This window comes from Clostridium sp. SHJSY1, from assembly GCF_031626875.1.
GTDB lineage: Bacteria > Bacillota > Clostridia > Clostridiales > Clostridiaceae > Clostridium.
The window spans coordinates 25866-49546 of the sequence record NZ_JANDMF010000041.1 but is presented as its reverse complement, the minus strand read 5'-3'; the positions used below and the strand labels follow the sequence as shown (position 1 = coordinate 49546).

Sequence of the window (23681 nt, the reverse complement as noted above, 5' to 3'; positions counted from 1 at the left end):
ATTAATAAATTACCTATAACTGAAATATTCAATTGAATCTAATAATTATATTAAATCAGAATTATAGAAATTAGTTTCCGTGACTACTCTCTTTATCTACTTTTTGGGTAATAATAAAAAAAAGAAAAGTAAGATTTATAATTAATATTATAAAAATTGCACTAGTGTTTATAAACGCTAGTGCATACTGCTATTTGTTTAAAGCTCTCTCTGATAAAACTCCAGAAAGTACTAATGAAACAAGTTGTATTCCACGAACTATATAAGTAAAATTTCTTATTTCATTTTTATATCACTCTTTCTATATTTAATCTTTCTTTTTATGTCTATTATAAAATTCTTTTAATTCTGCTTTTCTCTCATCTGATAATAATGTTTTTTTAACGCCTTGAATTGCACCTTCTAAAGCTAATAATCTATGAATACAAGCTGACTCATCCACTTCTTGTATTTTTAGCCATGCTTGCTCTGTTCCTATCTTCTCTAATTGTTCAAAATTAAATATTCCAACTCCATTTAATTGTTTTTCAACTTCTTTTCCAATGTTAGGCAACTTTGATAATTCTCCCATAATGACCTCCTCTATTTTATTTTAACAACATCTTCTATCCTATCTTTTCCATAATCATAACTAATAAACTCTTCAAATGACTTCACAAAATAGAATGGAATTATTAATACAATTGGTATAGCAAATGAAATTGATATAATAAGCTTTATTGAAATCACTCCACCTAATACACCTCCAAGTGCCTGTGCAAAAGGCGTGAGCCCTTGAGTAATCATACTCATAAATGCCATTACCTTTCCTCTCATTTCTTGAGGTGTTGCTAATTGAATAGTTGATATTAATATTACATTTAAAATGGAATTAAAGAAACCACCAAGAGCTATAAATATAGTAATTAATATAAAAATAGATTGATTAATTCCAATAATGAGGCTTAAATAACATATTACAGCTGAAAAGATAAATACTTTTAACTTTTTATCACTCGAAATGGAGACTACAGATGAAAATATATATCCAGCCATTACCCCTCCTGAAAAAATTGCCATTACAACTCCATATCTACCTGCTCCAAGATATGATGTTTTCTGAAATAATGGCATTAAGAACTATTCCAATAAATGAGAAGAAGTTTAACACAGCTGCCATAAATAATATGTATCTTAAACCTTTAAACTTCCACATGAAAGAAAAGCCTTCCTTCATATCCTGAAAAAAATTATTATCACTTTTCCTTTTTAATAATGGAATCTTTACAAAACATATTGATGCTCCTGAAAACAAATAAGATAATCCATTAAATAAAAATAAAATTGGTGCTCCAAGTGATTGAAAAAGAAATCCACCTGCCACATTTCCAATCATGTTTGAACCACTAGTGGCCATTGAAAGCATAGAATTTGCACCTTCTAATTTTGATATAGGAACAATATCAGGAATAGAAGAATTAACTCCTGGTCTAAATACTGCACCACAAATACTAAGTATAATTCCAGCAGCAAATACTTCCCAAATAGCTAACATCCCTTTAAATGCAGCTATTGAAATAACCATTATACTCAAACCTCTAATCAAATCCATTAAGATCAGTAAATTTTTTCTTTTGTAACGATCAACTAACACCCCAGCAAATGGTGACATTAAAACTCCAGGCAATGTTGAAGCTGCCATAAGCATTCCCATAAGTGCTGTAGAACCTGTAACTTCAAGTACCCAAAATCCTAAAGCTATGCTATATGCTGCATCACCTAATGTCGAAACAAGCTGCCCTTGCCATAAAATAAGGAAAGCAGCTGTCCATAATTTATCATTATTCCTTTCTTGTGTCATAAGAATCCTCCTTTCTCTCTTTCCATAATAATCCAATTATATCATATTTTACACTTTGTTTTATTTAATTTTTTATGGTGCTAATGCAAAATCTCTAATGCACTGGCACCATAAAAAGAAGTTAAGGATATTGACACCCTTAACTTCTTTAAAATTACTTTATATTAAATTTTTGTATCTCTAATTCCAATTTTTCTGATAATCCTTGAAGACCTTCTGCAATACTTGTAAATCTATTCATAGCAGAAGTTATTTCTTCTGTAGATGCAGTAACTTCTTCTGTTGCTGAAGCTGTTTCTTCTGAAACTGCTGATATTCCTTCGATTTCTTGTACTACATTTCTCTTATTCTTATCTATTTCAACAATAGCTATCTTCATTTCTTCAATCTTGTCTATTACTGTTCCTATAGATTTAAGAATTTCATTAAAGATTTCTTTAGTTTCTCCTACTGCTAAATCCTGCTCTGTTACAACATCATTAGTAACCTTTATAGCATTTACAGCAGTATCTGATTTTTCTTGAATATTTGCTATAATTAGCTTTATCTCTTCTGTTGAACCTTTGGATTGTTCTGCAAGTTTTCTAATTTCCTCTGCAACAACAGCAAATCCTTTTCCAGCTTCCCCTGCACGTGCAGATTCAATACTAGCATTTAGTGATAAAAGGTTTGTTTGCTCTGTTATCTGAGAAATTGTTTCAGATATACTATTTATCTTCTTAGTACTTTCATTCATATCTTCCACTATGCTACTAACTTCAGCTGTTACCATTTTAGTTTTATTAGACTTATCTATTAATGTATCTATCATCGATAATCCTTTAGAGCCTAATTCCTTAGTTCCAGCAGAAAGTTTATCCGCTTCATTTGAACTTACAGCCATTTTATCTAATCTATCAGATAGTCCATTTATTTCTTCAACACCATTTTGAGCGTTTTGTGCTTGACTGGTTGCACCTATTGCCACCTCATTAATAGCCTTTGCCACTTCTTCAACTGAAGCAGTTACCTCTTCTGACATACTTGCAAGATTTGAAGATGTTTCTAATACTTCTTTAGAAGAGTCTGTAACACTTTTCATAAGCCCTGATATATTTTCTATCATATGATTAAATGATTCAGCCAAATCTTCAAATTCATCTTTTGTTGTTGCTTTTATAGATACAGTTAAATCTCCATTTGCTGATTTCGCAAAGACTTCTTTTAATCTCTTTATGTTTTGTGCTATTCCATTACTTAATAATATTGCTAATGCAACTGAAATTGCTCCAATAACTCCTACAATTAAATACATCATATTTAATATAGCTTGTGTCTTTGTTGTTAATTCTGATTGTTCTAATGTGGCTATTAATTTCCAGCCTGTAAGTTCATCAGTTTGATAAACTCCAAATCTTTCTTTTCCATCTTCAGTATACTGAAGAGATCCTTCATTATTAGATTTCATTGAATCCCAAACACTTAAGTTTTGATTTATACTATCTTTATTAGGATGAGCTAATATAACTCCTGTTGTATCTGTAATAAATACAAATCCTTCATTTCCTACTTTCTTTTGTGCAATTTTATCAGAAAGAGCCCCTAATGTACAATCCATTCCTATAACGCCAACAGTTTGTCCGTTTCTTTCTACTGTTTGTGCTATTGTAATCATCAACTCTCCTGTAGAAGCTCCTCTATATGGAGGAGTTATAATTGGCTTACCTTTGTTTTCCATAGCTTGCTTATACCAAGGCCTCTTAGTTGGGTCATATCCACTTGGCATTACTTCTACTGGATACATAATATATTTACTTGAAGTAGTTCCATAGTAAATAGAAGACATATCTTTATTAGTAATTTGTGTTGATTTAAGCATAGCTGTTATATCATCTGTATTTGCATCATCTTTTAAATTAGCAATATTATTTGATAATGCTGAAGCCATATTAGAAAGTCCACTAAAATAATCTGTCAATCCACTATTTACCTCAGTAAGTGTTTGATTACTCGTTGTTATTAAATTATCATGTAAAATCGATTTAGACTTTGTATATGAAGTAACTCCCATTATTATCAAAGGAATCATACAAATAGCAACTAAACTAATAATTAATTTACCTCTTATACTATTAAGTATAAACTTTGCAATTTTTTTATCTTTTGTTGTTTCCATCTTCCCACCTCTAGATTTATAAATTTTAACATTTACTATAAAATACATACTTTTATTATTTTTTTGATATTTTTATTTCTACATTTATTTATATCGAATAATTTCAATTATTTCTTTAATATATTTTAAAACTTTTTAATTTCATTTAATTTTTCACAGAAGAAATATCTATAAAAAATATAAGAGATAATCTAAACTATCTCTTATATTTCTTGCTATCTAATTTTACATATTTGTGATTTTTGCAACTATCTTGCCTGTTATTTTTCCTTCTTTCATTTTCATTAAATATTCTGGAACTTCTTCTAAAGAAATTTCTGTTATTCGGGGAGATAAAATTTTCTTTTCTGCTAATAATTTAGCTAATTCATCTCCAATTTTAGCTATATTGCATTGAGATTTATAATCTCCATTAGTAAAAGGTAATCCAAAAGCTATTTCATGAATAGATATTCCTTTTTCATAGAATCTTAACCTATTGAAATCTGGGAAACCAGCAATAACTGCAATTTCTCCATTGATTGCAAGTATATCAAGATCTTTAGTTGCACTTTCAGTGCCAATTGTATTTACCACATAATCAACACCTCTTTTATTTGTCAACTTAGAAATAACTTCATATACATCTTCATTTTTATAATCAATTGCCACATCTGCTCCTAAGTTCTTTACATATTCTATATCCTTCCCTGCACAACTAGTATAAACTGTTAGTCCACATAATTTTGCTAATTGAATAGAATATCCTCCTGCAACATCTAATCCTAGAACACGCTTTCTCTCATCATTCAATCCTTTATATAATGCTGTTTGATAATCTGATGGGTTCAAACCATAAGCACAGACTTTCACCCTAATTTCATTTTCCTTTGGTATTGGTTTCTCTCTATCAAAAACAACTTTAAGACTCTCAATTTTCCCATTTTCCTCTAAAACAAGTGCTTTCATAATATGCTACCTCCTAAATTGTACTATTCATATGCATCTTCTCAACACAAATGCATTACATATGATATATTATTTATTCTAATTTTTCAGTATCATTTGATTTGATTATTTATATCATATGATGTGTTATTGTGAATTCTATCATATTTTGTAGATTAAACTATAGATTCTATGCTAAAATCTAAATTAATGTAATTAGCTGGCTTTGAAATAAACTTTTATAAGAACTTAGGAGATAAAAATAATGAATTTGAGAAAATATTTCTATGATGTATGTAATGATTATAAAAACTGTACCACTTTTGTATCAACTCAAGATTACATAGCAGAATGGTATAAATTATCTGATAAAAAAGGTCTTATAAATATATTTCCTCATGCAAATTATAACCATTTTATCACACATTCTCATGATTTCTTTGAGTTTGTATATGTTTATAACGGTTCCTGTAAAATCACGGTAGACAACTCCAATATTACATTAGAATCAAAAGATATTTGCTTGTTTAATCTTCAAGCAAAACATTCTATTCAAGTAATGAACACAGAAGAAGATATTATTTTTTATATATTAGTACATCCAGATTATTTCAAAAGTGCTTATTTTCAACTTATCTATCTTCCAAATGATAAATATATTTTTGATTTTTTTCTAGAATCCATGTTGAACCATTATATAAAAGATAACTTTATTTTAATACATCATCTTCAAGACAGTACTTATAATAACTTAATTGAACATATTATCTATGAAAATTATGAAAATAGAAACCACAAAGAAGAAATGATAAACTTTCTACTTTCCTCCTTGCTTATTGAGTTTTCCAGAAGTTATGAGACTCATATAAACAATTCTAGCAAGATTGAATTAGATAAATATAAAATATCTGAAATTACAGATTATATTTATGAAAATTATAAAAATGTCACTTTGAAAAGTTTAGCAAAGCATTTTAACTATAGTAGCACTTATCTTTCAACCATTATAAAAAAATATTCTGGTAATAGTTTCTCTGAAATACTTCATTCCTTTCGCTTCTTGAAATCTTGTCAGCTTCTAACTGAATCAAAAGATTCTATTACAGATATAATAGAGGAAGTTGGTTATAGCAACAAAACTTGGTTTATACAAAATTTTAGAAAGCGTTATGGAGTTTCCCCCTCAGAATATCGAAAAAAATATAAAAAATTACCTAAATAAAAAGGATGCCAAACACATCCTTTTATTTATGAGAATATCACTATTAACTTTTTTATTCACCCATTTTTACTGTTCTAATGCTTAATACTTACATTAACAACTGCGAATATCAAATTATCATTTTTCATAAAATTAGCCCTTATACTACTACCAACTTTATTTACCTTGAGAATGCTTATATTCCTACCCTCTAATTCATTGCAATTAAAATAATTAATAACAAAATTATTAAAAACAAATCTATCCATTTCTTCAAGGTTAGAATATCCCTCAACATAACTTAACTTAATTCCATAGATGTAAAATAGATCATCAATTGTCTTTAATTTATAATCTTCTAATCCTCTTGCTTCATAAACTCTTTTTAAACTTGATTTATTCATGGTTTCCTACACCTCACATAATATTTTTTTGCTATCTAAGTCTATAATTTTTGTCACTTCCACTTTGAATTTCAATTATATAATCCTTACACATTTCATAAATTCTTGACCCAATAGCTTCATCATATGATAATAGTTTACTTATATTAAATTCAGTACTTATTATCATAGGCAAATAATTTAGATATCTGTAATTTATGATTTCAAAAATTATATTTATATCCGCTTCACTGATTTTTCCTTTATATAAATCATCTATAACAAGGACATCACACTTTTGATACACATGAATAATTTTTGTATAGGCATCATCCTTCATTATATTTTGCTTTATCTTTGTTACAACATCTCTATAAGGCATGTACATAACCTTATAATTGCTATTAATTAGATTTATGGCTAAAGCTATAGACAAATGGCTTTTTCCACTCCCAACTTGTCCACATAAAAGAATACTATTTTGTCTGTTTCCTAAAACTTCTACAAAATCATTAGCATAGGTTATGGCTATTGATTTTGCCTCTTTTGCACTTTCATTCCATTCCTGAAAACTAGAAAATGTCTGTTTGCACTTCTCAATATTTATTCCGGCTGCCTTCCATTGAAGTTTTAGCTTTTCTCTTTCTCTGCACTCACAACTTGCAGCTACTTCTAAGCCATTATTATTTTTTCTTAGTATCCATCCAGTATCTCTACACTTTGAGCATTTATATAAGCTTGCTTTCTGCCAATTTTCGTTCTTCTTCTGAGAGTCCTCTAGTCTTTTTCGGCTTAAAATTCTTAAATTCTCCACCATCTGAAGTGTAACATTTTCCATGGCTTATTCCTCCCTTTGAATCTCTACTTTTAGCTAGGTTCTTCAAAATGCCATTTATATAACTCATATTAGGTTTATCTACTTCCAAAGCCTTATCTATAGCCATTTTTACATAACTCTCACCATAAGAATCTATAGCTACAACTAAAGCATTTGGACTGAATATCCCTACTTTTCCTGTTACATTTTCATAAAAACTTAAAATCTTACTTGCTTGTTTTTGCAAATTTTCTGCTTTTATTTTTTCTTTTTTAACTTCATGTAATGTTAGACTGTTATTATCACTCTCTATTTCTAATTCTTTATTCTTATTCTTTTTCTTATTCTCTTTCTGCATAGTAACAGTTACGTCACCTTCTGCAACAGTTAATTCCTCCCCCATAATAGATGTATTATCTTCTAAACTTTCTATATTATCTTCTTCTGCTTTTTTCTTTTCCCTATATTTTTGCATACGTTTTCTACTTTGCTCACGAGCTTTTTCCATGCCTTCTACATTTTGATGTTTTTCCCAATTGGTTATCTTTATAATATTTTTCTCATCAAATTGAATCATCCCATAACTTTTTAAAGTAGAAAGAGCAATCTTTATAGCTTCTACTGTTCTAGAAAAAATTATGCTTAGCATCTCTTCTGTATAAGGATTTCCTTTACTAAGATAAATGTATCCATGATCATTTATTTTTCCTGCTTGAACCAAAAGTCTACTCCAAACATAATGAATTGTATCTTTTTCTGGCATAGCGTCAATTAACTTCATTTTCTCATCGTCATACATATTTAAATTAAGTTTGATCCATTTTACATCTCCCAAGTTCTTCATCACTCCCTATTATTATTTTTTTGCTAATTTCTCTTATGTTAAAGCATTTTTAGTACAGAAAAACTTTTCTTCTTCAAATACCTCCATTAATGTAAATATAAGTTAATTTTATTCTATATTATAGTATATTCTTTACTATGTCAACATTTTTTGTTAATTTTTGTGTGTTTTATATTTTTTTGACTAGATTCGACTTTGGATTTTTATTTGGAAACATTGAAAATATAATACATAAGAATAATATATTTCTGATACATTTATGTATTAGGCAAAAAATAAGTAGGTAAAGTAATGTGAATTTTCCCTTTACTGTGTTAAAATGTAAATATTATTGTTAGTAAGACATACTAGAAAGGAGTTATTTATGAGAGTCAAAAGACCTATATTAGTAACTTTCATTGGAGATTTACTTTTAATTAATGCTATTTTATTATTTTTTTCATCTTTTCCTACCCCAAAATTTATTGAAGAATTTGGAGTTTATTTTTTTCCTCTTAATAATGCTTATGATTATATATTGAGAATATTAAATATTATAATTTTTTTAGCTATAGCTTATGGCTTTTTTAAGCTTAAGAAATGGGGGTATTATTTAATGATATCTTACAATTTATTTTTATTAGTAATTTCTATACTTTCACTTATAGAATTTATTAAGATTCCTGGAAATTTTCAAGGTTCACAATTTATTTCATCACTTATATGGCTTATACTTACTTATCCTTCTAAGAGATATTTTATTGGGGAGAATTTAGAGTTAGACTGATAAAGAAGCTAGCATCTATAATCCCCCTTGTCTACAAATATTAAGTGAATGTTATTTTAAGAATTAATCTTTGATCTGCATTTTATACAAAAATAATCATGTATAGAATACTATTGAAAAATGATTCTTTTATACTTCTCATCTAAAAGATAAAATTGAATTTACATTCCTTATAGTTAATATAAAACCGATTTTTACATCTCTATAAATTTATTTTTTATAAATATAGATCCATTTTGGTTATTTGTAATAACGCTATGATAATTACTTTTTTTGTTTTTGAATTTGGGAAATTTACTTGATTTATTCCTAAAAAAATTTCTATAAGCCTTCTCTAAGTTCAACTGTGCATTGGATAACGCCAGACTATCAACTTCTTTTAACCATTCAAATTCTTCTTTATATTGTACTGGTGTATTTTTTAACATGTCACCAGTATTTTTATAGTGTACTATCTTATCAGATAGCATTTTGTTATAGATAAATCTAACACATCCAAAAGTTTTAGATAGATATATTCTTTGTTCTTCATTTGGATAAATTCTATACTTATATGCCCTTAACATTTTCTCAACTCACTTCATCCTTTGATTTTTTATATATTCTCTTGCTATATCTATAAACATATTTCATGTTGTTATCATACAATCATTTCTACTTCCAAAATATTATTACCATAATTGTTATTTTTATTTATCTCGGCTGACATCTTAGCAATATATTCTTAAGAATATATAAATACAAGAATAAATATTCTTCAGAATATCCTCTTTAATTATTAAGCAAATTTATATTACATAAAAATAAGGCTATGTTAAAGAATGATGTTGAAAATTGACTACTGATTGTAAAATTGGGTATACTAGCACAATATAAATGATTTCCGAGGTATTATTATACCAACAATAGAGTCCAGTAAAAAAGGATATAGTAGTTTTAAGAACAGGTCTACGTTTATCAAAATAGGAAGGAATGGTTTAAGATTATGTGTTTGTGCTATAAGTGTAAGCAGGAAGTTACTGAGGAAGAGAAATTCATAGCCTTCTATGGAGAGATATTATGCAGTGAATGTTCAAAGGGAGTAGAACCTTGCACCAGTATGTTTAGACTGTTACTTGACATCCCTAACGACTTATCAGAAGTATATTATTATTTTCACAAAACTGATCTAACAATTAAAGCACAACTAACATCGGTTGAGCATAGTAGAGAAGATATTTATATTCAATTTACAACTGGTAGCATAGTAATTTCAGATATGTCAAAAATAAGAAAGGTGAAAAAACCAATCCATAATACAGGCACATTTGAATTTTGTTATATGATTAAAAACTCTGATAATGAGGTAATTGGATATATAGGAAAACAGAACGATAAATAAATGTAGAAACTAAAAACTTTATTATTATTGTCCATCTCTCTTTTAACATATGCTCATAAATCATGTTATAATAAGTCCATTATAAAGCTGTAAGCACTAGCAATTAAGATCACTATTCACTAGGGGGCTAGTTAATGGAGATCATTAATAACCGTAATGGCATTGATTTTGGAATTTCAAATGAATTTAAAAGTGAATACCTAACACCGATAATAAAAAACTTACTCTTTAAAGCAGAAAATCAGTGGGATGATTATAATGAAGTTTATCACTGCTGTGAGCTAATTGAGAATGTAAAGATGAATATGGACTTTCACATTATGAAGAAAGGCGAAAAATATTTAGGCATTGCTCTTGTTAGTCATGGAATTCTTGATTATAAGACTTTTTTTAATGAATCTATACAGATAAATGAGGACACTAAAGATATTTTGATATTCAACTACTTTCATATATCTAAAGAAGGCAGAGGAAATGGAGAAATGTGGCTTAAAAATATAATAGAGTATTATAAATCTAAACATTATAAAGCAATTTATTTAAAATCAAGTCATCCAAAAGTATTTTCTATGTATAATCGTTTGGGTTTAGAGATAGGAGAATATTCAATTTATAGTGATAATAATTTATTTGAGAGAAAAGGGAAAGTATTTAAAATTATACTTTAAAGACACTTAGCTTTCCAAATACATATAATTTGGGGCATGATTTATCTATATGATAACTCACAGAAAATAAAAAGTCTATATTTTTCTCAATTTATATAGTATATTTCATTGAAAAATTCCCACTATACAACTTCAGGGGTAATGGAAAATGGATTCTTTAGTGCAAACATACCTTCTTCCGAATATATTGATAAGATTGATTTTTGTGGATGTGTCTCTGGTAATAAAGAAGATAAATCCAATGTTTTTGATTCCTTTTATGATGATGCAGGAAATGCATCAATGATAAAAGAATGTGCTGTAAATTATCTTTGTAAAGTAATACAAACAATTCCTATATTTGATTTCACCATGTTTATTGGAGAAATTGTTGCAGTATATGCAAATGAAGATTGCTTAGAAAATGGAAAACCAGATGCTCTAAAAGTTAAACCAACAATAATGATGGGTTCAGGGTACTTTGACTTAAAGGATAATGTTGGTTCATTATTTCAAACATATAGAAGCATGAGTACTCCTGATTCTAAATAATAAATGTTACTATAAGGGCAGAGCCTTATTATATAATTCATCAATAACTAAATAAATGTAAAAACCTATGCTAAATTAAAAATAAAGCATAGGTTTTTTGTTGCAAAAATTATTGTAAAAATATCTGCATTTTTTTATTTGTACATCTAAATTAAACTTGTTAAACTAGATTTCTTTTTTAATTTAGACTTTTTTTAATTTCTTCAACTTCTTCAATCGTTAAGCCTATTCCTTTTGAGACAAATTCTACATCCGCCCCTATTAACAAGAGATTTTTTGCACTTTCTGTTAGTGCTTCCTTTCTACCTTGTTCCATGCCTTGTTTTATACCTTTTTCTATACCTTGTTTTATACCTTTTTCTATACCTTGTTTTATACCATCTTCTTTAGCACTTTGTAATCTTGTTGCTTGGTCATGTAGTTCTGCTTCCCTTGCTTCGTAAGCTGCTCTTTTAATATCGTCTTTACTTATAACTTCAAGAATACTGCAGGCTTTTTTTATTTTCTCATTCTTCTCAGCTAACATCTCTAACCCCTCCCTATTATTTGCCTCTAAAAACATCATCCATTGAATTATCTCTTCATTTTCATCTGTTTTAATATTTGCCTTAAATAATTTAGGTAGTTCCAAATAATGAATTTCCAATACATCTGTGAGCTTTTCTCCTGTTTCATCTTCTGTTATATGAAAACTTGAGTGAACTTTATTCATAGGTAAACATTCAAAATCTAATATATTAATAGTTATACATTTCTTTAATTTATTATATGTATCCCCTGATTTGATTTGATTTGTCCATTATACATTTTGCTCCAATAGAATAGTGTTCTTTCTGCCATATAATCTGTGTATAACACTTGAATCTCTATATCTATATGCTCACCTTTTTTTGTTTTTGCTCTTACATCTAATATTCCTTTTCTGTCTTCTGCAAACTCTCTTAATAACTCTGTATTTACTAGCTCTATATCCTCTAATTCGTTATTTGGCTTTTCTAGTATTGCATTTAAGAATGCTATTAATAGATCTTTGTTTTTCTCATCTCCAAATAGTAATTTGAAAACAAAGTCATTTTTAGGTGACATTATAAATTCATTGTCTATATTTCTATTTTTCTTTATCAGCTTAATCACCACCATTTAAACATATTATAGTTTTATTATATACCATAACAAGGGTTTCTTAAACTGAAAATTGAAGAAGGAATATCTTCATACCATAATCTGAAGATTCTCCTTCTTTCCTTGTTAACATTGTAAAGTAGATGGGGTAAATCGGGGGATTTTAAATAAATTTAAAAGTGAATACCTCAAACCAATAATACAGACCCTACTCTTTAAAAGAGAAAATGAGTGGGATGATTATAATAAGGTTTATAATTACTGTAAGTTAATTTAGAATAAAACCTTAATTTTTCAAATACTCCTTAGAAGCTTTTTTCAGTATTCCCTGAAGCTTTTTGGTTGAAGCATAATCTAGTGGTGTATTTTCTTCATAATCTAAACAATCAATTAAGGCTCCATTTAGAACTATTTTTACTGCCATTTCTTCCATGTCCTTTTTTGCCTGCTTTTCAACTTCCCTATCCCAATGATTCTTTGTATATTGAAGTAATTCATATAATGGAGTTTGCCCAAAATTATCTGGCTTATTTAAATCTATCCTTTTATTTTCCATAATGTCAGAAATAATGTTAAAAGCACCACTACTACATGCATAGTGAAGTAGATTTCTGCCTTCATTATCTGTTTCCTCTAAATTTGCTCCATACTTTAAGAAAAGTAATATAGTATCTACATTATTAAAAGCTGCATTTGTCATTATTGGTGTTGCACCATTATTGTTCTTACAGTTTAAATTGGCACCATGTTTAACTAGTACTTTCAGTATTTCTTCTGGCTTTTCATAAATATGAAGTTCAGATAATATTCCATTGAAACTTCCAAATTTGGCACCTTCCTTAATCATGTACTGGATCAATTTCTCATGTTTTATAAAATCTAGAGGTGTGGCTCCTTCACTATTTTCCTTATTTATCTCCGCTCCAGCTTTAATTAGGATTTCTAACATTTTTTTCAACTCTTCAATTTCTTCTTCACTATCATAATCACTATTTGATGTTTTAGCTGCCTTATGAAGCATAGTATCTCCAAATAAAGTTTCTACTGCATTTACATCTGCACCTTTAGTAACCATTAGCTCAATTGCTTCATTGTAATTCTTAAGGTTTGGGAACTCATTAGGATCTGAATATTCAGATTTAACAGCACTAGCAATGATTCTATGCAAAGCAGTTTCTTCATTATAATAGTTGTCTGGACTTAAATATTTTACATCTTCATCATTACATTTTTTTAATATAGAAATTACTGTTTCCAGATTTGAATTTTCAGTGCAATGTAATGAAAGTTCAAATATTTCTTTCCCAAAACCTGAAGTGTTTTTTGCTTCTTCTCTTAAATCAACATATCCATATTTATCTTCAACAATAGTTTTAACAAAAGTATCTATCATATCTTTATAATCATTTTGCTGTTTTTGACGTAACTCTTCTTTTTCTGAAAGTGGTGCTGTTTCATTTCCACTATTAGCTGCTTCAACAAGTATATCTCCAACTTCTTTGCATTGTGCTAGTGACAAAGGTGTTCTATTATAAAAATCAAGGGCATTTATATTTGCTCCAAAAGAAATTAAAGCTTTTATGGCTTCAAGCTTGTTTCTGCCTTCTTCATTATTTAAATCTTTTCTTTCTATTGAATCCACTAATTCATGAAGTGCTGTGCTAAATTGAGAATTTATAGCATTTACATCAGCTCCAGCCTTTATTAACAGTTCCACTATCTCCTTATTAGCAGCATTTGCTAATGGGAATTTGTAAAAGTCCATTGTATTTTTCTTGCTAACACCATTTGGTTCAGCTCCATTTTCCAGCAAAAACCTAACCATTTCTGTTTGTCCAAGTCTAGCAGCCTCAACCAATGCAGTAGCATTAGAACTATCATTAAGTTCATTAACCTTTGCTTTATTTTTTACTAAATATTTTGCTGCTTCAATATGTCCATTTTCAATTGCTATATAAAGAGGTGTCTTAGTTTCCCTTATTATGAACATAACATTTGTTTTAATATTTACCTTTGCCTTATTTTCCACCAAAAGTTTTATCATATCTAAATTGCCATATTCAGAGGCCCAGTGCAAAGGCCTATAGTTATATCTGTTTCTTACATTAACATCAGCCACTCGTTCAATTAGAATTTGAACAAGCTCTAAATCTTGAGAGGATACTGCATAATGCATAACACTGTTACCTTCTAGACCCTTTAAGTTAATATCAACACCTTCATCAAGGATTATTTCTACAATATCTTTTAATCCACTATGTGCAAATTTATGTATAGAATAGTTACCACTTGAATGATATCTATTTATTTCTAGTTTAGGTTCTGCTTCTAAAAGAAACTTAAACATTTCTCTATAGGTACAAAAATCAATAGGCATATTCCCTTTTTCATCATAATCCATTAATGTAAATGGAGTTTCAGTAAGTATTCTTTTTACAAGTTCTATATTATTTGAACTTGCAGCCCAATGAAGAGTAGTTACATTTTTACTATTTTTATAGTTTAATTCACAGCCCTTACTTATGAACTCCTCAATTAATTCCATATCTCCAATTCTTAAAAGCATATCAAATATCCTAGTGCCACTTTTATTAGATTTTTGAATATCTGCACCTTTTCCTATTAGATATTTACCTAACTCTATATTTTTCTCCATGAAAGCCATATATAAAGATGTTCTTTCCTCTTTATCTGCTAATTCTAAAGATACCTCATAATTTTCAATTAAAAATTTAACAAGTTCCAAATCTCCTATTTTTATAGCTTTTAAAAAAGGTGATAATACATTTCTATTAGTTTTTTGGGTATAAGTAATAACCTTAAGGGCTTCATTTTCCCATGATATAATCATTTCTTTTATCTCTTCTAGACTATAATCAGAATCGAGAATATTTATAAATCTTTTTGCTTCACTAATTATGTTAATCATAAAATTCCTCCATTAAATAAACTATTCCTATAGTCTTATTATTCTTCTATAAAAAGTAAAATCCCCATCAAGATCTTCTTCGTAATCTAATTCAAATGCATTTATATCTCGATAATATGTTGAAACAGGCAGATATCCAAGGGCCAAACCAAGCCCACCACAAATATTACAACCACCATCCCCACCTTTAAGAAATTGATTTGAATCCATAAGCACTTCATATTTATAAGGATTATATCCAATGGAAATCCCAAATTGATTTGGCATTTCTAAATCATATTCTGCTTTTTCAGGTGTTACTTTTTCAAAATGATATAAATGCATATCATAATCAAAGCTATCTCCCCATCTAAATAAAGTACGTGAGCCTCCACCACAAAGATATTCCCATTCATCCTCTGTTGGAAGTCTAAAGCCTAATCTTTCAATATTCTCTACAAAATCCTCATAAGAAACTGATTCATATATGTCAGCCGTGATTTCACCATTATTTTTTCTTAAACGTAATGTATCATTAATTATGTACTGATTACATTCTCCAGCCTGCATTTCTTTTATAGCTTCCTTAAATCTTTTATTCTCAGATGCTTCAATGGTTTTAAAGTCTGCCTTTACCCAACCTATATCATTTAATTTTCTTTCTACAAGCATTGGTCCAATATTGACTTTTCGAACTTCAGACATGTTTTCTTTTAAAAATTCTTCAAGATCTGTAATGCCATACTCCTGTAAATTTTCCATAAGCTCTTCCCTTGTAGTATCATCCATCCCCACTACAAATGAATCCCAGCCAAGTGTAACACTGTCACCAGGAACAAAAACAAATTCACTATGTTCAAATTCATATACTGCTGTATCTGTTACTTGCCCAAATCTCTCAAATCTTTCAAATCTTTTAAATATAAATCCTGGTTCTGTATTTTCTAAATCCTTTAAGATAGTTTCTCTTTCGCTTACTGGCAGACTCTGAAAATTTGCTCTATATAATTTATCCAATTTAAGCCTCCCTTTCAGATTTTAAGTACATAAAAAGAGCCAAACAAAGCATACTATTTATCTTACTTTTTATGGCCCTTTGAAATAACTAATCCTCTTCTAATTTTACATAACAATCTTTTTCACAAAAACTTATTCCATACTTTATAATATTTTTGTACCCTTCACTCTTAAGTTCTAGGTCATAACCTTTGTCCTTAATCTGCTTTAAGGCATCCTCAGCTCTTTTTTCCAAATCATCAATATTTTTAGCTATTTTAAATTCAATGACTATAGCTACTCCTCTTTTAGATACAGATTTTATAAACAAGTCACTTCGTCCTGTTCCACCTTCTCTGTTAGACTTTATTATATAATCATGCATATTGGCCAAGGCTCCAACTACAAATCCATGATAAAAATTTTCATAAGCATCATTAAAGCTTATAGTTTCTATAAGGAGTCTCCCAATTTCAGCTTCAAAGGTTTCAGGATCTTTATTTATTATTGCTGTATATAATTTGCTTAAATCTTTTACTTTAACCTTATCTTCAAACCATCTTAATACTTTGGTTCTAAAAATGTATTTAACTTCACGGTTTGGAATACAAAACTCTAAATAACGTTTATCTTCTTCATTCATTCTTTCACTAACTTTTTTGAAGTATCCTGTAAAAAACATGAAGTTCCACAAATTATTCATGGTATCGTAAATTTCATCATAGGTTATATCTTCATGTACTGGTTTTTCTATAGTTTTTCCTTCTATTAATAATTCTATTTCTTTTTTAGTAGCTGTGTCAGCCTTTTCTATTAAACTTCTTACTATACTGTTAGAGCTTGTATTTGCCCAGTATGATGATGGAAACACATTAATATTTGCAAGTAAATCATCTGTAAATTTTATTACACTCCATGGATTATAAACATTTGTTTGTCCAAATATATATCCATTGTACCAGTCTTTTATTAATGAATATTTTTCTTCCAACTTATAATATTTAGTTAATTCCTTAACTTCATAATCAGAAAACCCAAAATACTCTGCATATCTATCATTTAATATTGAAATTATATTTAAATTATTTAAACCTGTAAATATACTTTCCTTTGAAATTCTTAAACAACCTGTTATTACAGCAAATTCTAAGGATGAATTTGTTTTTAAGGCTGATTCGAAAAGAGATCTTAAAAAAGCTATCATCCTATCATAAAATCCTTCAAAAAATGCATTTTCCAAAGGTACATCATATTCATCTATAAGTATTATTACTTTCTTTCCATGATGCTTCTCTAAACATTGTGACAAGAATTTTAGTGCTGTTACATAAAGTGAATCTTCTTCTTCTGCCTTTGTAATTTTTAAATATTTCTCTTTTTCCTCTTGTAACTTATTACCTTCTAAAACATAATTATGTCGCCTAAATTCATCTATAATTTCATCTTTAATACACTTTAATGCTAGCTCAAAAGTTGGCTGTTTTGCAGATTTTAAAGACAAATTAATTACAGGATACCTACCCATATGAGAAGTATACTGTTCTCCAGCTTCCATTATATTCAAGCCTTCAAAAAGGTAACTATTATCTTTATCAGTGTTTTCAAAAAAATATTGAAGCATACTCATATTTAGTGTTTTTCCAAACCTTCTTGGTCTTGTAAACAAATTTACTGCTGCTTTATTATCTATTAAATCTTTTATTAGTAATGTTTTATCAATAAAATAATATCCTCTACTTATTAACATTTCAAAATTATCTATACCTATTGGCAGTGGTTTTAATTTCATTTAATCACTTCCATTTCATTTTTATCTTAACTTAGTTTTATTATAACCTAAATTATACTAATCTAAAATAATCTTTTTCCATGATCAACATAGGAAAAAGACTGTATGCAAAATAAAATAATGAAACATTACTTTCTAAATTTCTCTTTAACGACATCTGGAATTTTATCACTACTAATCTCAGCTGCAGCTTTATAAACTTTCTCTGTACATAAATCTTCAGGAATTTCACTTATATCTCCATATACATTCTTTTTCAGTTAATCTAATTATTTAACTACAACAAGATCACTATCACAAAAACCTGTTGTTATATGATTAACATTTAAAAGTGACAAATCACTTAATTCATCTACTAATTCTTTTAGAATCATTTGTATTTCATTAAGCACAGTTTCCCAATCACAATCAGAATCAATATTTAATTCAGGACATTCCCTTTCTTTTGGTATAAAATCTTCTTCACATGCCCAATCATCATCTTCTGCATCATAATTTAAAGCCCCAATCAACTCAATTCCATAAGGTTCAAATAATCCAAAATTTAAAGATTCAATATCATTTGGTAATGCTTCCTCATTATTTATTCTCAAAATCCATTCTTTAATAATTTTTTTAACATTATCTCTTTCCAAATCAAACACTCCTGCACTAGATTTCCTTTAGCTAAAATTTAAATATAATCTTTACTTTGTATTTCTAAAGCTTTCTAAATCTTTCTTCATTTTTTCTATAAAAGGAGACTTTGGATATCTTAGGTGTCTTCTTAGAATTTCCATTCTTTTTAAAGAGTTAATAGCCAAATCTTGAAGTCTTTTTTCAATTGTTCCTGTAATCTTAATTTGACCAAAGGCTGCTGCAATAATAACCTCATCATTCATATAAATAATTCTGTCATTATCTAGAACATCACCCTTACTCTCTCCTATTAAATTTATAATATAACTCTCATCTGTATTGTCAGGTGGAATATAAGTCATACTCCAATTTTTCTCTATAATCATTTTAGGAAAAATAGTTATATTAGCATTTCCTTTCTTTCCAATATGTTCCATTAATTCATCTAAAACATCAGCTCCATTGTCATTTCCAAAAGGTGCTTCTTCTTCACCACAATAATAATAAAACTCTTCAGTAAAGTGCTCTACAAAATTTGGATGAGAAGTTTTAGGATGAAGCCCTATTTCTTCATTATCAAAATAATTATGGTTAATAAAATCAAAATCTAGACTTTCTTTATATCCCTTTTTTATTTTTTGAACAATAAGCTTTACGGCTTCTTTTTCACATTCTTCTGAACTATCAAATTCCTTTATTTCATACTTTCCATTTGTTCCAGTCTTACCATAATTAACAGCAAAATCTTTGCCACTATAGTCTATCCACCAAAATTTATTAGATTTTTCATCCTTGTATGTAAAAGCTTTTCTCATTCATATACTCCTTTTATTTTGTACAATGTTTTGTATTCTAAAATAAGTAGTTTACTATTGCTTTAAGGTCTTCTTACAAAGTTCTATTTTTTATTACTATATCAAGTGGAAATAAAGCTACTTCCTCACCATTCTCCTCTAATACTTTCTTTCTTCTGTTTCACAATCATCTATTATTCTGTATTCTGAAAATCCACCACTTCCAGATGGAAATGGCAGCTCAATAACTTCATATTAACTAATTAATAGTCATACACAAAAACATCTATTCCTTGATTTATTAAATTCTCAATTATTATTGTCTCTATTTCTTCCCACTTACCTCCAGCAAGGCCACACCCAATCCTTGGCATATGGACGCTAGCACCAGTTTCTATTGCTTTTCCAGCTACTTTTGCCAATCCCTCATCAACTGCTTCATATCTAATAGGAACTCCTAAGCTTCCAGTTTTTATTCCTCTTTGCCCTATCATATTTGCCACTGTTATATACTCTGAAACTGAAACGAACTGGACTTCTCCTAGCTTGAAATTTATTTTGTCTCTATACCACTTTCGATAAGCTTTTTCTGGCTCTGGCCATCTTTTTGATATAGCAAGTACAAATCCTCTGCCCCAACCTCCAATATCATTACAAATATGTACAATAATTTTATTTCCTTTTCCTTGAGGTGCTGTAGCATCACCTTTTAGAATTGTTAAACTACCTTTCATCTCACTACTCCTTAATCATGTTCATAGAATTACTTGGGAATACACCTATCATATAATAGGATTATTGATCACTTTTCCTACTGAAAAATATAATCTGCATCTTTTCCAAAAGCTTTTAAATTACTCATTACATTACTTCTAATATAAAATTCCTCTGATTTATATTTATTAAGTAACTCAGCATATAAAGGCAAAAGCTCTTTATTAGTTACTCCTGATAAAGCCTGTATAGCTGTATGTACAACCCAACCATCCTCTGATTTTAGGCAATTTATAAAATCCTTTAAGAATTTTTCTCTATCTTTATGTTTGCCCACAGTATAAATGGCTGTTTTCCTTATCTCAATATTTGCATTGTAAAAGAAAGGAATATAAATTGAAGCATCATTATTTTCATCACTTTCTAATATATAAGTTATAAATCTAAAGCTTTCAGGATTGTTGGTTTTCTCCAAAAGCTTCCTAACTGTTTCTGCCATTTCATGCTTATTATCTTTTCCATACCAATTAATAAGCTGTAATGCAATGAGCCTAATTTCTTCTAAATCATCTTCTAAAAATTCTAGTAAAAATGGCTTTGCCCTAAGAAAACTACTTTTAGTTAAAACTCCAAGTGCAGTTTTCTTAATTTTTTCTGATTCATTTCTGCATTCATTCTCTAAAAATTCAAAAATTGAAGGCAGTATTTCTGGAAGCTTATACATTCCATATAATGCATTAACCTTTTCCATTTCACTTGTACTTTCTTGAAAAAATTTAATTAGTGTTGTGTCATCTCCACCCATTTTCATGCCAAACCAAGAAGTATCATAGCCTTTAATTATTTCATCCAACCAGCGTTCATACCAATCTAAAAAATTATTTTCAAAAGTGAAAAAAGGTTTCTGTAAATCTAAGTCAATATATACAATTCTACCTCTATACTCACCAGTAACCACCAACATCATTTCATAAGTACATCCTTGTGTACCTATATTTATCATTCCTTGGTAAAGAGAGCTATAAAGAAAATCACTTTGTTCATCCTCTATATTTTCCTCTTCACTAAATTTTGTTAACTCCTCCCACTCCTCATCTGACATATGTGGATGCAATTTACATGGCTTTTCTGCAAATTCTGTTTCACCATTAGCTCCACTTATTTTGCTGAGTCCATAAATGCCATAATATGGTCCTGCTCCACCATTACCTAATTTTATAAGAAAACTTTTTAACTCTTCAGGTAGTTGTATTTTATACTACAGCTCAAAATCTGCCACAGCCTTTTCAGAAGCTCTCTCATTAAAAACATATTTATGCTTACTTGAACCAAACTCCTCAAATTCTTTATCTTTTTCCTTTGCTAATACTAATTTTTCTTCAATTCTTATAAGTTGATCTTCTAAATTCAAATTTCTCATTTTTCACCTATCCTACCCGATATTTTTATTTTCCTTAAAGACATATTTTTAAGATTCTTCTAGTTGTCTTGATGGAAACTTTTAGCATATTCACTATCATCATTAGCAATAATAACAAATGCTTTGGGATACTTCTTCAGATACCAGACATTAAACCTGATTCCTTTTGATGGATAACGGTATTCATTGAAGGATTCTTTATGAATGATATTAAAATCAGAAGTTAAGAAATATGTAGAAATGGGCTCTTCATTACCTGATTTAAGCATGACATCATAGCGCCAAACAGGCTGATCATTGTATAAATCTGAGGTTTCATTACTAGATACAACAATCCCCTCACCTTTCTCACCATAATTCTCAAGCAAAGCATTAGTTAGAAAATGTCCAGCAAATAGATTTATCATATACAATGGAAACAAGATAATTACAAAATGGCTTAGCTTCCTCCTATTCGTTACTGCTGCCAAAACAGCTCCAGCAAAACCAATAAATATCATAGCTAACATACTAATAATTGGGTGAGCTCTCATTAATACTGACAGCATTATTACATATTCCATACTTGGTATCCTACCTCCTTTGTTAACAAGTCATACTCAATTATCTGCCACTCTTTAATATAAAAGAAGAAGCTTGTCCTTCACCATAGTCTAACTGAATTAAACATTTGTTAGTTTTATTAAAAATAAATTCACTTAAAAATCCGCCATTATTAATACCATTTGAATAGCATGCTCCCTCACAACGTGCAGCATATTCATTTAGAAAAAAGCAAGCAAGATGAGATTTTAAAGGTTCTTCAATCTTTTCAAATACAGTTTTCCATTTTTCATCTAACTTCTCAATTGGATCATCAATATCCATAATGTCTTCATATCCATAAGTTGCACAAAACAATGAACATAACGCACTATATAAAGTACCATCTGTATGAACTCTAACTACTATTGTGGCGTATTCAAAGTCTTCACTATTATTCATGTCAATATCAAACTTTTTAATAATATCAATTAAACTTGAACCTTTTAGATAAGGAGTCTCTCCAATAAAGATTTTTTCTTCCATAGCAGCATTTACTACCTCTTCTCCAAACTCTGAGAAAAAATCATATTCTTCATCAATCATAATAAATGAATTATTTAAATCAATAAAATACTTTTCGTACATACTAGGTTCATCTTTCCAAGGTTCAATAATTCCATTTGGAATTAGTTCAAGTGCTTCTTTTGTTAGATACTCTCCTATAAAGTCTAGAATATATTCATCCCAGTAATAATGATGATAAACTTCACCATCTCCATGGTGGATATTACAATTTAAAATCAGTTCAAATGCCTTTTTTAACTCATTATCCATTTCTTCACCTCCAATAAGGATAGCCCTAATTTAATTTCTTTTTAGTTTTTTCCATCTATTCCTTATAATAAAAACTCCTATTAAAAACGCAATTACTCCCAATAATATTAAACATATGGAGATTCCATTTTCACCAAGATACTGATATGCCAATCCTGTTTTTTCAACTTCTGAAGGTTCCTTTCCATATACAAAGATACCATTAATAATACTTCCAATTCCTACAATAATAAGCCCAATTCCATAAAACATAGTTATTCTCCTTTCTATGTATTTTTATTTGTTCCGATATACAATGAAAATCTATTTTTATATATTAAAATTATATTTCTATTTCCGACATTTTACAACAAAAAAACAATAGAGTTAACCTTGAAATAAGACCTTAAATATTTGTAAAATTTATTATTATATAAGATTTTCCAAACATTTCTCTGAATTATGCCAA

At 28.7% G+C, this 23681-nt stretch carries 25 protein-coding genes and 2 pseudogenes; 5 read left to right on the top strand and 22 right to left on the bottom strand.

Features of this window, described 5'->3' with window-relative positions:
- Positions 1–307: 307 nt before the first annotated feature.
- The 5 genes from NNC19_RS17270 to NNC19_RS17250 all read right to left on the bottom strand — a co-directional run bounded on the left by NNC19_RS17270 (position 308) and on the right by NNC19_RS17250 (position 4943).
- Entirely contained in the window at positions 308–571 is a 264-nt protein-coding gene (locus NNC19_RS17270; RefSeq protein ID WP_310939923.1) for a TfoX/Sxy family protein, read from the bottom strand.
- An 11-nt stretch (positions 572–582) separates the two neighbouring features.
- Positions 583–1113, bottom strand: coding sequence for an MFS transporter (locus NNC19_RS17265; protein ID WP_310939922.1), 531 nt, complete (start codon positions 1111–1113; stop codon positions 583–585).
- Complete coding sequence (locus tag NNC19_RS17260; protein ID WP_310939921.1) at positions 1073–1840, bottom strand: MFS transporter; 768 nt, start codon at positions 1838–1840, stop codon at positions 1073–1075. The genes NNC19_RS17265 and NNC19_RS17260 overlap by 41 nt, the downstream gene beginning before the upstream one ends.
- A gap of 154 nt (positions 1841–1994) precedes the next feature.
- Complete coding sequence (locus NNC19_RS17255) at positions 1995–3995, bottom strand: methyl-accepting chemotaxis protein (RefSeq protein WP_310939920.1); 2001 nt, start codon at positions 3993–3995, stop codon at positions 1995–1997.
- Between the two features lie 225 nt (positions 3996–4220).
- Positions 4221–4943, bottom strand: coding sequence for a zinc-binding dehydrogenase (locus NNC19_RS17250; RefSeq protein ID WP_310939919.1), 723 nt, complete (start codon positions 4941–4943; stop codon positions 4221–4223).
- Between the two features lie 244 nt (positions 4944–5187).
- Here NNC19_RS17250 and NNC19_RS17245 point away from each other — a divergent pair, with 244 nt between their 5' ends.
- A complete protein-coding gene (locus NNC19_RS17245) occupies positions 5188–6144 on the top strand; it encodes an AraC family transcriptional regulator (RefSeq protein ID WP_310939918.1) in 957 nt (318 codons plus the stop codon).
- 74 nt (positions 6145–6218) lie between these two features.
- Here the strand turns inward: NNC19_RS17245 and NNC19_RS17240 are convergent, their stop codons facing one another.
- Genes NNC19_RS17240 through NNC19_RS17230 form a run of 3 tightly spaced genes read right to left on the bottom strand, consistent with a single transcriptional unit; the run spans position 6219 to position 8167 of the window.
- Positions 6219–6527, bottom strand: coding sequence for a hypothetical protein (locus NNC19_RS17240; RefSeq protein ID WP_310939917.1), 309 nt, complete (start codon positions 6525–6527; stop codon positions 6219–6221).
- A 31-nt stretch (positions 6528–6558) separates the two neighbouring features.
- On the bottom strand, positions 6559–7344 hold the full coding sequence (locus NNC19_RS17235; protein ID WP_310939916.1) for an ATP-binding protein: 786 nt from the start codon (positions 7342–7344) through the stop codon (positions 6559–6561).
- Complete coding sequence (locus NNC19_RS17230) at positions 7235–8167, bottom strand: phage replisome organizer N-terminal domain-containing protein (protein WP_310939915.1); 933 nt, start codon at positions 8165–8167, stop codon at positions 7235–7237. Before NNC19_RS17230 ends, NNC19_RS17235 begins: the two co-directional genes overlap by 110 nt.
- Before the next feature lie 364 nt (positions 8168–8531).
- Between NNC19_RS17230 and NNC19_RS17225 the strand changes: the two genes are divergently transcribed.
- Complete coding sequence (locus tag NNC19_RS17225; protein WP_310939914.1) at positions 8532–8933, top strand: hypothetical protein; 402 nt, start codon at positions 8532–8534, stop codon at positions 8931–8933.
- Between the two features lie 197 nt (positions 8934–9130).
- On the opposite strand, the pseudogene NNC19_RS17220 reads toward NNC19_RS17225, so the two are convergent.
- Positions 9131–9499 (bottom strand): annotated as a pseudogene (locus NNC19_RS17220) (helix-turn-helix domain-containing protein); the annotation flags it as partial.
- Positions 9500–9924: 425 nt separating this feature from the next.
- Between NNC19_RS17220 and NNC19_RS17215 the strand changes: the two are divergent.
- The 3 genes and pseudogenes from NNC19_RS17215 to NNC19_RS17205 form a co-directional block, all read left to right on the top strand.
- Positions 9925–10314 carry a hypothetical protein gene (locus NNC19_RS17215; RefSeq protein ID WP_310939913.1) on the top strand — a complete coding sequence of 130 codons (390 nt, stop codon included), beginning with the start codon at positions 9925–9927 and terminating at the stop codon, positions 10312–10314.
- A 134-nt stretch (positions 10315–10448) separates the two neighbouring features.
- Positions 10449–10982, top strand: coding sequence for a hypothetical protein (locus NNC19_RS17210; protein WP_310939912.1), 534 nt, complete (start codon positions 10449–10451; stop codon positions 10980–10982).
- Between the two features lie 99 nt (positions 10983–11081).
- A pseudogene (locus NNC19_RS17205) lies at positions 11082–11513 on the top strand (flavin reductase family protein); the annotation flags it as partial.
- 178 nt (positions 11514–11691) lie between these two features.
- On the opposite strand, the gene NNC19_RS17200 reads toward NNC19_RS17205, so the two are convergent.
- The 13 genes from NNC19_RS17200 to NNC19_RS17140 form a co-directional block, all read right to left on the bottom strand.
- A complete protein-coding gene (locus tag NNC19_RS17200; protein ID WP_310939924.1) occupies positions 11692–12249 on the bottom strand; it encodes a PD-(D/E)XK nuclease family transposase in 558 nt (185 codons plus the stop codon).
- A 20-nt stretch (positions 12250–12269) separates the two neighbouring features.
- Complete coding sequence (locus tag NNC19_RS17195; protein WP_310939911.1) at positions 12270–12653, bottom strand: Rpn family recombination-promoting nuclease/putative transposase; 384 nt, start codon at positions 12651–12653, stop codon at positions 12270–12272.
- Positions 12654–12921: 268 nt separating this feature from the next.
- Positions 12922–15564 carry an ankyrin repeat domain-containing protein gene (locus NNC19_RS17190; protein ID WP_310939910.1) on the bottom strand — a complete coding sequence of 881 codons (2643 nt, stop codon included), beginning with the start codon at positions 15562–15564 and terminating at the stop codon, positions 12922–12924.
- A gap of 27 nt (positions 15565–15591) precedes the next feature.
- Entirely contained in the window at positions 15592–16560 is a 969-nt protein-coding gene (locus NNC19_RS17185) for an SUMF1/EgtB/PvdO family nonheme iron enzyme (RefSeq protein WP_310939909.1), read from the bottom strand.
- Between the two features lie 88 nt (positions 16561–16648).
- The gene (locus NNC19_RS17180) at positions 16649–18328 is read right to left on the bottom strand and encodes an AAA family ATPase (protein ID WP_310939908.1); all 1680 of its coding nucleotides are present in this window, start codon (positions 18326–18328) and stop codon (positions 16649–16651) included.
- A 269-nt stretch (positions 18329–18597) separates the two neighbouring features.
- On the bottom strand, positions 18598–18963 hold the full coding sequence (locus NNC19_RS17175) for a hypothetical protein (RefSeq protein ID WP_310939907.1): 366 nt from the start codon (positions 18961–18963) through the stop codon (positions 18598–18600).
- A 51-nt stretch (positions 18964–19014) separates the two neighbouring features.
- A complete protein-coding gene (locus tag NNC19_RS17170) occupies positions 19015–19761 on the bottom strand; it encodes a WGR domain-containing protein (protein WP_310939906.1) in 747 nt (248 codons plus the stop codon).
- A gap of 242 nt (positions 19762–20003) precedes the next feature.
- Positions 20004–20474, bottom strand: a complete 471-nt coding sequence (locus NNC19_RS17165) for a macro domain-containing protein (RefSeq protein WP_310939905.1) — start codon at positions 20472–20474, stop codon at positions 20004–20006.
- A 77-nt stretch (positions 20475–20551) separates the two neighbouring features.
- Positions 20552–21556, bottom strand: coding sequence for a HEAT repeat domain-containing protein (locus tag NNC19_RS17160; protein ID WP_310939904.1), 1005 nt, complete (start codon positions 21554–21556; stop codon positions 20552–20554).
- Positions 21557–21712: 156 nt separating this feature from the next.
- Positions 21713–21874 (bottom strand): hypothetical protein, encoded by a 162-nt coding sequence (locus NNC19_RS17155; protein ID WP_310939903.1) that lies wholly within the window; start codon positions 21872–21874, stop codon positions 21713–21715.
- 59 nt (positions 21875–21933) lie between these two features.
- Entirely contained in the window at positions 21934–22437 is a 504-nt protein-coding gene (locus NNC19_RS17150; RefSeq protein WP_310939902.1) for a hypothetical protein, read from the bottom strand.
- Positions 22438–22477: 40 nt separating this feature from the next.
- The gene (locus NNC19_RS17145; protein WP_310939901.1) at positions 22478–23233 is read right to left on the bottom strand and encodes a hypothetical protein; all 756 of its coding nucleotides are present in this window, start codon (positions 23231–23233) and stop codon (positions 22478–22480) included.
- Positions 23234–23263: 30 nt separating this feature from the next.
- On the bottom strand, positions 23264–23485 hold the full coding sequence (locus tag NNC19_RS17140) for a hypothetical protein (protein WP_310939900.1): 222 nt from the start codon (positions 23483–23485) through the stop codon (positions 23264–23266).
- Positions 23486–23681 lie beyond the last annotated feature (196 nt).